This is a genomic window from Zavarzinia aquatilis (assembly GCF_003173035.1).
GTDB lineage: Bacteria > Pseudomonadota > Alphaproteobacteria > Zavarziniales > Zavarziniaceae > Zavarzinia > Zavarzinia aquatilis.
On sequence record NZ_QGLE01000010.1, the window covers coordinates 61,989 to 74,138 of the forward strand.

Genomic DNA, 12,150 nt, shown 5'->3' on the forward strand with positions numbered 1-12,150 from the left:
TTCTCCGGTCAGGACGATCAGTTGGCGGGGGTGACGCTGCGGCTCTTGTCCACGGTCACGGTCTGGCCGTTGGGGCCGGTCGCCGTGCCCGAATAGCTGTAGGTGCCCTGACCGTCGGTGGTACCGCTGCCCGTATAGCTGCCGCCGCGCCGGCCTTCGCCGCTGCGGTTCACCGAATAGGTGCCGTCGCCATTGTTGCTGACGCTGCCCGAGCGGCCCCAGCTGTTGCCGGCCCGGCCGACGCCTTCGCGGCTGCGGCTGCAGGTGCCGTTGGCGCAGCCGCTGTCGAGCTGGCGCGAATAGGAATGGCCACCGGCGCCGGTGCCGGAGACGGAACGCTGGCGGGCGAGGGCATCGGCCGAGACGGCGGCAAGGGCGAGGCTGGCGGTCAGGGCGGCGAGGGCGAGGCTGCGCATGGTCATGGTGGTGTTCCTCAAGGTTGCGGCAGGTCCATCCCGCCGCCGATGGGATGGATCATGCGGGGCCGACTTTGCCCGGATATTGCCGGCGGGCGCCGATTTGTAACGATTTGTAACGGGCCTTGGCGCAGGTGCCGGCTTCGATGACAATCCCGGCCATGACCGACAAGACGATCCTTCTCGTCGAGGACGACGCCGAAATCCGCGACCTTCTGTCCGCTTTCCTGCGGCGCGAGGGTTTCGCCGTCGAGACGGCGGGGGATTCCCGGGCGATGGATGTCGTGCTGGCCCGCCTGTCGCCCGACGCCATGGTGCTCGACATCATGCTGCCGGGGGAGGACGGCCTGTCGATCTGCCGGCGCATCGCGCCAAGGGGCGATATTCCGATCATCATGCTGACCGCCAAGGGCGACGATATCGACCGGATCGTCGGCCTTGAACTCGGCGCCGACGACTATCTGCCGAAGCCGTTCAACCCGCGCGAATTGCTGGCGCGCCTCAGGGCCGTGCTGCGCCGGGGCGGACGGCCGGCACCGGCCGCCACCCCCACCCGGCGGCGCCTCCGCGTCGGCAGCCTGACTGTCGACCTGGATGGCCGGCTGGTCGAGGACGCGGGGGGCCGGCGCGTCGCCCTGACCTCGGCCGAATTCGACCTGCTGGCCTGTTTCGTCGAACACCCGCGCCGGGTGCTGAGCCGTGACCAGCTGCTGGACTGGACGCGGGGGCGCAGCGCCGATCCCTTCGACCGCACCATCGACGTCGGCATCTCGCGCCTGCGCCGCAAGCTGGAGGCCGCGGACGCCGCCGTGCCCGCCCTGATCAACACGGTACGCAACGGCGGTTACATCTTCTCGGGCGATGTGACCGAGGTTCGGTCAGGGGAGGCCCGGCCATGATGGCCCGGCTCGGCATCGTCTGGCGGCTGGTGCTGATCCTGCTGGCGGCGCTGATCCTGGTGCAGATGATCACCACCGCGCTCTATTTCTGGCGGCGGGAACAGGCCTTCGATGCCCGCCTGCGCTCGCCCATCGCCGATCAGGTGGCGGCCATGGCCAGCCTCGTCGACGAGGCCGACCCGCTGGAGCGCGAGGTCATGCTGCGCGCCTTCAACAGCCAGGACCTTCTGGTCAGCATCAATGCCGAGCGCGGCGCCGACCTGCCCGACGGGCGCCCGCTTCGCCCGATGGAGGGCCGCGTGCGGGCGGAGCTGCCGGCGCTGACCCCGCCCCGGCTGGTCGTCATCCGCATGGAAACCGACATCGAGCAGAGCCGGCGCCTGCCCGTGCTCAGCCGGCTGTTCGCCGGCAAGGTGGCGGCGACGGTCGGGCTGGCCGACGGGCGCTATCTCCATGTCCTCGCCGACGGCGACCTGATGCCCCGGCTGTTCGGCCTGCAGCCCGGCTTCTTCGCCGGGGTGATCGGCTTCATGGTCGCGCTGCTGGTCGTCGTCCTGTTCACCCGGGAATCGAAGCCGCTGCGCCACCTTGCCCGCTCGGTGCAGGATTTCGGGCGCGATGCCGAACCCCGGCCGGTCAAGGAAGCCGGCGCGGCCGAGGTGCGGGTGCTGATCCGCGCCTTCAACGACATGCAGGGGCGCCTCGCCGAGCTGATGCGCAACCGCGCCTTCATCCTGGGCGCCCTCGCCCATGATCTCCGCACCTATCTCACCCGGCTGCGCCTGCGCGCCGAATTCCTGCCGGACGCGGCGGAGCGGGAACAATGGATCCGCAATCTCGACCACATGGGCCGCATGGTCGAGGACAGCCTGACCTTCGCCAGGGTCAGTTTCGGCGCCGACCGCGATGCCCGCAGCGACCTCGCCCTGATATCCCGCCGCGAGATCGAGGAGCGCCGCGCCCTCGGTCTCGCGGTTACGGGCAGCATCGGGCCGGATGCCGCCCCGGTCGCCGGCAGCGAGACGGCGCTGGCCCGCGCCCTCGCCAATCTGGTCGACAATGCCCTGAAATATGCCGGTGGCGCCGAAGTCTCCCTGACCCGGGACGGCAAATTCTTCATCCTCGCGGTCGAGGACCGGGGGCCGGGCCTGCCGGTCGAGGCGCGCGCGCAATTGGCGCAGCCCTTCCAGCAGGCCGATACCGCCCGCACCAAGGGGACGGGCGCCGCGGGGGCAGGGGCTGGCCTTGGCCTTGCCATCGCCCGGGAAATCGCCGCCGGTCTCGGCGGGGCGCTGGAGCTGGGCGACCGGCCGGGGGGCGGGGCACGCATCCTGCTGCGCCTGCCCGCCATATCTCCTTGAACCGGGACGCGCGGCGCACGATATTTGGGCCATCGTTCAATCGTGAACAGAGGAATTCCCATGGCTGACTATAATCGTTATCCCACCGGCTCGGTCGCGGGCGGGCGGGCATCGGCGGTCAGCTTCGACGCCGGCCTTCGCGCCTATATGCAGCGGGTCTATCAGTTCATGGCGATGGCGACCGGCCTTTCGGGCGTCAGCGCCTGGGCCGTGGCCAACACCGGCCTGCGCGACATTTTCTTCGCCTTCAACCCGCAGGCCAACGCCTGGGGCCCGACCGGCATCGGCCTCATCGCCATGATCGCGCCGATCGCCCTCGTCTTCTTCCTGTCGTTCCGCATCCAGCAGATGCGGGCGTCGAGCGCGCAGCTCGCGTTCTGGGTCTATGCCGGCCTGACCGGCCTGTCGCTGGCCTCGATCCTGCTGAACTTCACGGGCGAGAGCGTGGCGCGGGTCTTCTTCATCTCGGCCGCGACCTTCGGCGGCATGAGCCTGTGGGGCTATACGACGAAGCGCAGCCTCGATGCCTTCGGCTCGTTCCTGTTCATGGGCCTGATCGGCATTCTGGTCGCCTCGGTGGTCAACATCTTCCTCGCCTCCTCGGCAATGCAGTGGATGATCTCGGTGATCGGCGTCCTCGTCTTCTCGGGCCTGACCGCCTATGACACCCAGAAGATCAAGGAAATGTACGCCGAGGGCGACGATGGCGAGACCGCGACCAAGAAGGCCGTGTTCGGCGCCCTGCAGCTCTACCTCGACTTCATCAACCTGTTCATCATGCTGGTCCGCCTGTTCGGCGACCGCCGCTGATCGAATACACAGGATAACGACGAACGCCCGGCGGCTCCCCCCGCCGGGCGTTTTCGTTTAGGCTGAGGGAAAGGCGAAACAAGGGGACCGCAGTGATGAGAGTGCTCGTTGCCATGATGAAACATGAGACGAACACCTTCTCGCCCCTCGTCACCGATCTTGCCCGTTTCGAGGCCTGGGGCCTCCACTACGGCCCGGCGGCCGAGCGCGCCTATGCCGATACCGCCATGCCCATGGGCGCCTATATCCGCCTGTGCCGGGCGCGCGGCGCCGAGGTGATCACCCCGGTCGCGGCCGAGGCCATGCCCGGCGGCATCGTCACCCGCGAGGCTTACGAGACGCTGGCCGGCGCCATTGTCGAGACCGCCCGGCAAGGGGTCGACGCCATGCTGCTCGACCTGCATGGCGCCATGGTCGCCGAGCATGTCGCCGACGGCGAGGGCGAATTGCTGCGCCGCCTGCGCGCCGTCGCGCCCCATGTCCCCATCGCCGTCACCTGCGACCTGCATTGCAACCTGACGCAGGCCATGGTCGAGAATTGCGATGCCCTGATCGGTTACAAGACCTATCCCCATGTCGACATGGCCGAGGTGGGCGAGCGGATCGCCCGCGTGCTCTTCGACGCCATCGACGGCAAATGCCGCCCGGTCATGGCCTTTTCGCCCATCCCCGTGCTGGCCCAGACCCTGCGCATGGGCACCGACGATGCGCCGATGAAGGATGTGGTCGGCGAGGCGCGCCGGCTCGAGGACGCGGGCCTGCTGGCGGCCACCGTCTTCGGCGGCTTTCCCATGGCCGATGTCGCCCATGCTGGCATGGCGGCGGTCGTCGTCGCCGATGGCGACGGCAAGGCGGCGCAAGACGCGGTCGACCATCTGGTCGATTTCACGCGGGCAAGGCGCGACGATTTCCTCTACGACCACGAGCCGATCGAGACCGCCCTCGACCGGGCAGCCCTGCTGGGCGAGGCGGGCGGGCCGGTGATCCTGCTCGATCACGCCGACAATTGCGGCTCGGGCGGGACGCAGGACGTCATGGGCGTGATCGCCGCCGTGATCGACAAGGGCCTGCGCGATGTCGCCGTGGGCGCTGTCTTCGACCCGCAGGCGGTGACCGCCATGGCGGCGGCCGGGGTCGGCAGCACCATCACCCTCGATCTTGGCGGGCGGATCGCCATGCCGGCCCTTGGCCTCGAAGGCCGGCCGCTGAGCGTGACCGGCCGGGTGAAGGTGCTGACCGACGGGCGTTTCATCGTGCGGGGGCCGATGTACACGGGCGTCACCGTCGAGATGGGACCGACAGCGGTCCTCGCCATCGACGATGGCCGGGTGGAAATCGTCATCACCTCGCGCCATCACGAACCCTGGGACCGCGGCGTCTTCACCAGCGTCGGCATCGACCCGGCGGCCAAGCGTTATCTGCTGCTGAAATCCCGCATCCATTACCGGGCGGGTTTCGCGCCGCTGGCGAAGGCGACCCTGACCCTCGACGGCGAAGGGGTGACGACGTCGGACAACAGCAAGCTGTCCTACGGCCGGCTGGCCCGGCCGATCTATCCCTTCGATCGGATCAACTGACGGCGGCACGCCGCCTGCATCAACTGACGGCGGAACGCCGGCCCGGCAGCAGTCGGGCCACCACTTCGGCATCGGCGCCGGGACCGGCAACGGCCCTGACGTCGCGGGGGCCGAGGATGCGGCCGTCGGCGGCGCGCACCTCCAGGGGGGCGATGGGCCGGCCATCCCGCCGGTCGGTCAGCACGACGGGCGCCGGGTCCGGGTTGGCATGGGCATCGCCCCATTGCAGCAGGGCGACCAGCACCGGCATCAGGGCTTCGCCCTTCGGCGTCAGGCGGTATTCGACGGTGGCGGCATCGGGCTCTTCCCGCGCCAGCACCCCGGCCGCGACCAGTTTCTTCAGGCGGGCCGACAGGATGTTGCGGGCAATGCCGAGGCGGTCGGCGAAATCCTGAAAGCGCCGGCAGCCGAAGAAGGCTTCGCGCACCACGAGCAGGCTCCACCATTCGCCGACCACGTCGAGGGCGCGGGCAAGGGAACAGTTCTTCTCGGCGAAGGAATGGCGGGTCATGACCGGGGAGGATAGGGCGCATGGTTTCGTCATGCAACTGCGCCACGGTCATCGCAGGCCTGCGGCGGGCGCAGTTGCATGATGCAACTACATGACCTTCAATCGTCGCCATGATGTTCGATGGGGACTTGTCATGAACCATACCAACCGGGGCGGCTTTGCCGACGTGAAGGTCGAGCGCCTGTTTCCGCCCCACGCCGGGGAAGCGGCGGAAGCGGCGCCGCCTGAAACGGCACTGCCGCCCGCCGAAGGCCTGTTCGCCCGCGACGGCGAAGATTACCTGCCCCTGCCCCTGTCCCATGGGCCGTTCGATGCCCTGCATGGCGGCGCCATCGGCGGCTTGCTGGCCAATGCGGCCGAGGCCCTGGCGGCGCGGGAGGACATGGGCACGCCGATCGCCGCCCATATCCAGTTCCTGCGCCCGCTGAAATCCGATCACCGGCTGATCGTCTTCGCCGAAGTGGCCCAGCCCGGCCGGCGCCTGAACCTGGTCGATGCCTTCATCGAGGTCGAGGGCGCCCTGCGGGCCGAGGGGCGTTTCACCTTCGCGCGGGACATCGACATTCCGGGCCTCGCCGAATTGCCCAATGCCCCGCAGCACGATCCCCTGTCCTTCCCGGTGATCGAGCCGCCGCATCGCCCGGGCCGCACCTGGTTCAAGGACGCGCTCGAATGGCGCGAGGCGCCGGGCGGCACGGTCTGGATCCGGGGGCTGACCGAGCTTGGCCCCGAGGCCCATGCCCTGCCCCGGGTGATCGCCGCCGCCGACTGGTCCGCCGGCATCAGCCGGCCCGACGGCTGGTCCCGGCCGCGCGCCGCCGCCTTCCCCAATTCGGCCCTAAGCGTCAACCTGTGGCGCCGGCCCATCGGCGACTGGATCGGCCTGACCCCCCGCAGCCGCTGGGGCCGCACCGGCTTCGGCATGGCCGAGGCGATCCTGTCGGACAGTCACGGCGAGATCGGCGCGGCGACGATGCCGGTCATCCTGCTGCCTTTCCCGGAGAAAACCGCCCCCACGGCTTGAGACGCCGCCACAAATGCCTATACTGCGCGCGCCCGACGACGGGCGGATCCAAGGATGGATGTTATGGCGCGCGACGTGAAGAAGGTCGTGCTCGCTTATTCCGGCGGGCTCGACACCTCGGTTATCCTCAAGTGGCTGCAGGAAGCCTATGGCTGCGAGGTGGTGACCTTCACCGCCGACCTCGGCCAGGGCGAGGAACTGGAGCCGGCGCGCAAGAAGGCCGAGATGTTCGGCGTGAAGGAAATCTTCATCGAAGACCTGCGCGAGACTTTCGTCCGCGACTACGTCTTCCCGATGTTCCGCGCCAATGCCCTTTATGAAGGTGTCTATCTGCTCGGCACCTCGATCGCGCGGCCGCTGATCGCCAAGCGCCAGATCGAGATCGCGCGTCAGGTCGGCGCCGACGCCGTCGCCCATGGCGCGACCGGCAAGGGCAACGACCAGGTCCGCTTCGAGCTGTCCTACTACGCGCTGGAGCCCGGCATCCATGTCATCGCGCCCTGGCGCGAATGGGACCTGACCTCGCGCACCAGGCTGATCGACTTCGCCGAGAAGCACCAGATTCCGATCGCCAAGGACAAGCGCGGCGAGGCGCCCTTCTCGGTCGACGCCAACCTGCTGCACACCTCGTCCGAGGGCAAGGCGCTGGAAGATCCCTGGCAGGAGCCCGAGGAATTCGTCTATTCCCGCACGGTTTCCCCTGAAGCCGCGCCCGACAAGCCGACCTATGTCGAGATTGAGTTCGAGAAGGGCGACGCCGTCGCCATCGACGGCGAGAAACTGTCGCCGGCCGCCCTGCTCACCCGGCTGAACGACCTCGGCGGCGCCAATGGCATCGGCCGCCTCGACCTCGTCGAGAACCGTTTCGTCGGCATGAAGTCGCGCGGCGTCTACGAGACCCCGGGCGGCACCGTGCTGCTGGCCGCCCATCGCGGCATCGAGTCGATCACCCTTGACCGCGGCGCCATGCACCTGAAGGACGATCTGATGCCGCGTTACGCGGAGCTGATCTACAACGGCTTCTGGTTCAGCCCGGAGCGCGAGATGCTGCAGGCCCTGATCGACAAGAGCCAGGAGCATGTCTCGGGCACGGTGCGGCTGAAGCTCTACAAGGGTTCGGTCCGCGTCGTCGGCCGCAAGAGCCCGAACACGCTCTACAGCCTCAGCCATGTCACCTTCGAGGAAGACGCGGTCTACGACCAGCACGATGCCGAAGGCTTCATCAAGCTGAACGCGCTGCGCCTGAAGCTGCTGCGCCGCCGCGGCATGAACAGCTGAAGACCGGTTGGGGGCGTCTCGCCGCCCCCCTTTGAGCGGATTGCCTGTTCATCGAATCGGCAAGCCGCTCAAAAGTCTTTTAATCGTGCGGTTTCCAGCGGCAAACCGGCATCCACCTTGCCGGAAACCGCACCCATCCGCGAGGGGCCATGAGCGACCGTCACGACGCCAACCGCCGCCATTGGGACGAAGTCACGGCCCTGCACCGCGACTCGGCCTTCTATGACGTCGAGGGCTTCCTCGCCGGGCGCTGCACCGTCGGCCCCCTCGAGCGGGAGGCGCTGTCGCCCCTGCTGCGTAAATCCCTGCTGCACCTGCAGTGCCATTTCGGGCTCGATACCCTCAGCCTGCTGCGCCTCGGCGCCTCGCGGGTGACCGGGGTCGATATCTCGCCCGCCGCGATCCGCGAGGCGGAAAGCCTCGCCGAGAAGCTGAAACTGTCGGCCTGGGCCGATTTCGTCGAAGCCGACGTGGCGGCACTCGACCTCGGCAGCCGTTTCGACCGTATCTTCACCTCGCATGGCGCCATCAACTGGCTGTCGGATATTGGCGCCTGGGGCCGGGTCATCGCCCGCCACCTCGCCCCCGACGGGCTGTTCTACATGATGGAGGCGCATCCGCTCGGCCTCGCCCTCGACGTGGACGAGACGGGCCGGCTGTACCAGCGTTTCGACTATTTCCACAAGGACGAGCCGGTCGCCCTCGACGGCGTGCCCGATTACGCCGTGCCCGACTATGTGCCGCGCGAAGCCGGCCTTGGCTGGACCTGGACCATCGCCGACATCATGGCGGCGCTGGAGGCGGCCGGACTGACCGTGTTCGAGTTCCGCGAATATCCCTTCGCCGCCTGGGCGGCCCTGCCCGGCATGGTGCCCGACAAGAGCCGCGCCTATTGGCACCGGCCGGCGGAAGCAGGGCCGGACACGCCCCTGCTGTTCAGCCTGAAGGCCCGCCACACCGCTTGACTCTTCGCCCGCCCGGAAAGAACATAACAGGAACAAACGGGAGGCGAAGATGGTGAAGGCGATACCGGATGGCTATGAGGCCACCACCCCCTATCTGATCGTCGACGGCGCGGCGGCGGCGATCGACTTCTATGTCGCAGCCTTCGGCGCGACCGAGCTGTTCCGCATCGCCGCCCCGGGCGACCGTATCGGCCATGCCGAACTGCGCCTTGGCCGGGGCGTGATCATGCTGGCCGACCCCTTCCCCGAAATGGGCGCCCTGCCGCCGGAGAAGGGCAAGCCGGTGCCGGTCAGCTTTGTCTTCTACTGCGCCGATGTCGACGCGGTGGCGGCCAGGGCGGTGGCGCTGGGCGCGCGTTTGCGCGGCGCGATCGAGGACAAGTTCTATGGCGACCGCATGGCCAGCCTGATCGACCCCTTCGGCCATTGCTGGCATGTCTCGACCCATGTCGAGGATGTCGCCCCGGACGAGCTGGACCGCCGCGCCAAGGCCGCCATGGGCGGCTAGGGCCGCCTGCCCCAGCCCTCGTCGCCCCGGCGCAGGCCGGGGCCTTCGGACGAGAAAGGCGCCCTTGCCGGCCCGAGATGCCGGCCTTCGCCGGCATGACGAAAGGGGAGAAGCCGCCCTTCTTGCGACGAAGGCGGCCCCGGGCGTTACATGGTCACGACCACCTTGCCGGTGACGCGGCGCTCCATCATGTCGCGGATCGCCTGGCCGCCCTCGGCCAGGGGATAGGTCTTGCTGACCAGCGGCTTGATCTTGCCTTCCTCGTAAAGGCGGATCAGTTCGGCGACATTCTCGCGGTGCAGATCCGGCTCGCGCACGGTGAAGGCGCCCCAGAACACGCCGACGATCTCGCAGCCCTTGAGCAGGGCGAGGTTGAGCGGGATCGACGGGATCGGGCCGGACGCGAAGCCGACGACGAGGAGGCGGCCCTTCCAGGCCATGGAGCGCAGCGCCTGTTCGGAATAATCGCCGCCAACAGGATCGTAGACGACGTCGACGCCATCGGGCGCCAATGCCTTCAGGCGCTCGCGCAGGCCCTCGCGGCTGTAGACGATGGCTTCGTCGGCGCCGTGGCGCTTCGCCAGTTCCGCCTTCTCGTCGGTCGAGACCCCGGCGATCACGCGGGCGCCCATGGCCTTGCCCAGTTCGACCGCGGCGAGGCCGACGCCACCCGCGGCGCCCAGCACCAGCAGGGTCTCGCCCTTCTGCAGACGGGCGCGCTGCTTCAGCGCGTGGTGCGAGGTGGCATAGGTCATCAGGAAGGCCGCGCCCTCCTCGAAGGACATGGACGGCGGCAGGGGCGCGAGCCGGTCGGGGGTGACCGCGATTTCCTCGGCGAAGGCCCCCCAGCCGGTCATGACGATGACCCTATCGCCCACGGCAAAGCCCGAAACCCGCTCGCCCACCTCGGTCACGACACCGGCGGCCTCGCCGCCCGGGGCGAAGGGCATCTCCGGCTTGAACTGATACTTGCCCTGGATGATCAGCACGTCGGGAAAATTGACCCCGGCGGCGTGCAGGCGCACCCGGACCTCGCCCTTGCCCAGCGCGGGCGCCGGGCCATCCTCCAGCATGAGGGATTCCGGCGGGCCATAGGCCTTGCACAGCAGTTGCTTCACCACGGGCTCTCTCCTCCCAGACTTTCATTGTTCGAGTTCTGGGGTGTCCCGTTCGGAAAATCCGGTCAAGCCCAATCCGGGGCGAGGCGCAGCGCGCCGACCTCGTCCCCCGCCCAGTTGCGCAACAGGGGCGCCAACAGGTCGGCGATGTCGCCCCGCGCCTCCGGCCGGATCTGGCCGAAGCGGTCGAGCAGGGCGGCGACGAGAAGTTCCGCCGCCCTTGTGCCGCCGTCGTCGATCTTCAACGCGAGTCCAAGCCCGAGGGCAGGCAGGATACCGATATAGACCGCCTCTGCCCCGACCTTGACCACGGTGCCGGGCGCGGCGGCCCGCATCAGCCGGGTGCAGGCCCGGCCCGTGCCGGCGACCAGTTCGGGGTGGGCGGCCATGGCGGCGCGCAGGCGCGACACCGCCTCCGCCCGGGCCGGGGGCAAACCGTCCGGCGCCGCGATCCGCGCCATGGCGAGGGCAAGGCCCTGCAAGGGCAAGGCGGGTGCCGGGGCGGCGCAGCCGTCGATGCCGAAGGCCATGTCCTCGCCTGCGCCGGTCAGGCCGGCGACGGCGGCGAAGACCGCCTGCTGCACCGGGTGCTCCCGGCGGTTATAGCCGGCAGCCCGGGCGCCGAGGTGCCGCGCGAGGGTAAGGAAGCCCGCGTGCTTGCCCGAGCAATTGTTGTGCAGGCGGCAGGGGTGGCGCCCCTCGCGGATCATCGCCTCGGCCGCCGGGACGTAGGCCGGCATCTGCGGTCCGCAGACAAGGTCGGCCTCGCCCCGACCGATCCGCGCCAGCCAGGCGCCAACCGCCTCGACATGCATCGCCTCGCCGCTGTGACTGGCGCAGGCAAGGGCGAGTTCCGCCGGGGTGCAGGCGAAGGCGTCGGCCGCGCCGCTTTCGATGAGCGGAATGGCCTGCAGGATTTTCATCGAGGAGCGCGGGAAAGTGACGCGCCCGATCTCGCCCCTTGCGGCGACCAGCCGGCCGGCGGCGTCGACCACGGCATAGGCGCCGCGATGGCGGCTTTCGACGAGGCCACCCCGCGTCGCTTCGACAAGGACGGGGTTGGCCGGGCTCAATTGATGACTTCGTCGGCGTAGATGCCCCAGAGCCAGTCCCGCTTCAGCCAGCCCCGGCTGTCCTGCACCTTGACCCGGCACCAGTCCGCCTTGCACCGCTCCACGCGGACGATCACGCCGGGCTCCAGCCGCAGCAGGGGCCGCGCGTCCTCGCCCGCGTCGTCGCGCAGCACGCGGATCGCGCCTTCGACCGAGGCGAAACGCTTGCCCGAGAGCAGGCTCTTGTGCACCCAGCCGACCGAACCATCGTGGTCGCGGATTTTGCGCCAATATTCGAATTCGGCCACGATCTCGACCGGCAGGCTCGAGCGGACATATTTCCAGGCGATCGGATATTGCGAGCCGGGGCCGGTGCGGACGTTGATCTCGCTCGAGCCGAGGGAGGCGAAACGCGGCAGGCGCGGCCCCGCTTCCCCGGGCTCGCCCGCCGGTGCCTCCTCGCCGGACGCGGGCGCGCCGGTGCCGTCCTGGGCGAGGGCCGGCAGGGCGCCCCCGAGCGCGAGGACGAAAAACAGGCAGGCGGGAACAAGCGAGGACAAAGGGATCATCTCGAAATATCGGCAGGCACGCCGGGGGTCGAATCGTCTTGTCGCCACTGTCGTTGCGCGGC

Annotated in this window: 13 protein-coding genes; 8 read left to right on the forward strand and 5 right to left on the reverse strand. The window is 69.1% G+C overall.

All coding sequences use genetic code 11. The annotated features are described in order from the left end of the window. Window positions 1–17: 17 nt before the first annotated feature. Window positions 18–422 (reverse strand): hypothetical protein, encoded by a 405-nt coding sequence (locus DKG74_RS15995; RefSeq protein WP_109907182.1) that lies wholly within the window; start codon window positions 420–422, stop codon window positions 18–20. Between the two features lie 155 nt (window positions 423–577). On the opposite strand from DKG74_RS15995, the gene DKG74_RS16000 reads away from it, so the two are divergent. The 4 genes from DKG74_RS16000 to DKG74_RS16015 all read left to right on the forward strand — a co-directional run bounded on the left by DKG74_RS16000 (window position 578) and on the right by DKG74_RS16015 (window position 5,063). After that, window positions 578–1,315, forward strand: a complete 738-nt coding sequence (locus DKG74_RS16000; RefSeq protein WP_109907183.1) for a response regulator — start codon at window positions 578–580, stop codon at window positions 1,313–1,315. Next, window positions 1,312–2,676 carry an ATP-binding protein gene (locus tag DKG74_RS16005; protein WP_109907184.1) on the forward strand — a complete coding sequence of 455 codons (1,365 nt, stop codon included), beginning with the start codon at window positions 1,312–1,314 and terminating at the stop codon, window positions 2,674–2,676. The genes DKG74_RS16000 and DKG74_RS16005 overlap by 4 nt, the downstream gene beginning before the upstream one ends. A 60-nt stretch (window positions 2,677–2,736) precedes the next feature. Continuing rightward, window positions 2,737–3,486: a Bax inhibitor-1/YccA family protein gene (locus DKG74_RS16010; protein WP_109907185.1), complete on the forward strand. Its 750-nt coding sequence runs from the start codon at window positions 2,737–2,739 to the stop codon at window positions 3,484–3,486. Between the two features lie 95 nt (window positions 3,487–3,581). Next, on the forward strand, window positions 3,582–5,063 hold the full coding sequence (locus tag DKG74_RS16015; RefSeq protein WP_109907186.1) for a M81 family metallopeptidase: 1,482 nt from the start codon (window positions 3,582–3,584) through the stop codon (window positions 5,061–5,063). 19 nt (window positions 5,064–5,082) lie between these two features. Here the strand turns inward: DKG74_RS16015 and DKG74_RS16020 are convergent, their stop codons facing one another. Beyond that, window positions 5,083–5,607, reverse strand: a complete 525-nt coding sequence (locus DKG74_RS16020) for a winged helix-turn-helix transcriptional regulator (RefSeq protein ID WP_243404152.1) — start codon at window positions 5,605–5,607, stop codon at window positions 5,083–5,085. 100 nt (window positions 5,608–5,707) lie between these two features. Between DKG74_RS16020 and DKG74_RS16025 the strand changes: the two genes are divergently transcribed. The 4 genes from DKG74_RS16025 (at window position 5,708) to DKG74_RS16040 (ending at window position 9,349) form a co-directional block, all read left to right on the forward strand. Beyond that, window positions 5,708–6,598 (forward strand): acyl-CoA thioesterase domain-containing protein, encoded by an 891-nt coding sequence (locus DKG74_RS16025; RefSeq protein WP_165837723.1) that lies wholly within the window; start codon window positions 5,708–5,710, stop codon window positions 6,596–6,598. 63 nt (window positions 6,599–6,661) lie between these two features. Beyond that, complete coding sequence (locus DKG74_RS16030) at window positions 6,662–7,876, forward strand: argininosuccinate synthase (RefSeq protein WP_109907189.1); 1,215 nt, start codon at window positions 6,662–6,664, stop codon at window positions 7,874–7,876. A 149-nt stretch (window positions 7,877–8,025) separates the two neighbouring features. Further along, on the forward strand, window positions 8,026–8,841 hold the full coding sequence (locus DKG74_RS16035) for a class I SAM-dependent methyltransferase (protein ID WP_109907190.1): 816 nt from the start codon (window positions 8,026–8,028) through the stop codon (window positions 8,839–8,841). A gap of 49 nt (window positions 8,842–8,890) precedes the next feature. Next, window positions 8,891–9,349, forward strand: coding sequence for a VOC family protein (locus DKG74_RS16040; protein WP_109907191.1), 459 nt, complete (start codon window positions 8,891–8,893; stop codon window positions 9,347–9,349). Between the two features lie 146 nt (window positions 9,350–9,495). Here the strand turns inward: DKG74_RS16040 and DKG74_RS16045 are convergent, their stop codons facing one another. The 3 genes from DKG74_RS16045 to DKG74_RS16055 form a co-directional block, all read right to left on the reverse strand. Next, window positions 9,496–10,470, reverse strand: coding sequence for an NADPH:quinone oxidoreductase family protein (locus DKG74_RS16045; RefSeq protein ID WP_243404153.1), 975 nt, complete (start codon window positions 10,468–10,470; stop codon window positions 9,496–9,498). A 62-nt stretch (window positions 10,471–10,532) separates the two neighbouring features. Next, window positions 10,533–11,540, reverse strand: coding sequence for an asparaginase (locus tag DKG74_RS16050; RefSeq protein ID WP_109907192.1), 1,008 nt, complete (start codon window positions 11,538–11,540; stop codon window positions 10,533–10,535). After that, window positions 11,537–12,088, reverse strand: coding sequence for an SH3 domain-containing protein (locus DKG74_RS16055; protein ID WP_109907193.1), 552 nt, complete (start codon window positions 12,086–12,088; stop codon window positions 11,537–11,539). The genes DKG74_RS16050 and DKG74_RS16055 overlap by 4 nt, the downstream gene beginning before the upstream one ends. Between the last annotated feature and the right edge of the window lie 62 nt (window positions 12,089–12,150).

Coding starts and splice junctions, on each gene's coding strand:
- DKG74_RS16015 (WP_109907186.1), top strand. CDS start 3,582: ATGAGAGTGCTCGTTGCCATGATGAAACATGAGACGAACACCTTCTCG.
- DKG74_RS16005 (WP_109907184.1), top strand. CDS start 1,312: ATGATGGCCCGGCTCGGCATCGTCTGGCGGCTGGTGCTGATCCTGCTG.
- DKG74_RS16040 (WP_109907191.1), top strand. CDS start 8,891: ATGGTGAAGGCGATACCGGATGGCTATGAGGCCACCACCCCCTATCTG.
- DKG74_RS16000 (WP_109907183.1), top strand. CDS start 578: ATGACCGACAAGACGATCCTTCTCGTCGAGGACGACGCCGAAATCCGC.
- DKG74_RS16035 (WP_109907190.1), top strand. CDS start 8,026: ATGAGCGACCGTCACGACGCCAACCGCCGCCATTGGGACGAAGTCACG.
- DKG74_RS16055 (WP_109907193.1), bottom strand. CDS start 12,088: ATGATCCCTTTGTCCTCGCTTGTTCCCGCCTGCCTGTTTTTCGTCCTC.
- DKG74_RS15995 (WP_109907182.1), bottom strand. CDS start 422: ATGACCATGCGCAGCCTCGCCCTCGCCGCCCTGACCGCCAGCCTCGCC.
- DKG74_RS16010 (WP_109907185.1), top strand. CDS start 2,737: ATGGCTGACTATAATCGTTATCCCACCGGCTCGGTCGCGGGCGGGCGG.
- DKG74_RS16030 (WP_109907189.1), top strand. CDS start 6,662: ATGGCGCGCGACGTGAAGAAGGTCGTGCTCGCTTATTCCGGCGGGCTC.
- DKG74_RS16020 (WP_243404152.1), bottom strand. CDS start 5,607: ATGACGAAACCATGCGCCCTATCCTCCCCGGTCATGACCCGCCATTCC.
- DKG74_RS16025 (WP_165837723.1), top strand. CDS start 5,708: ATGAACCATACCAACCGGGGCGGCTTTGCCGACGTGAAGGTCGAGCGC.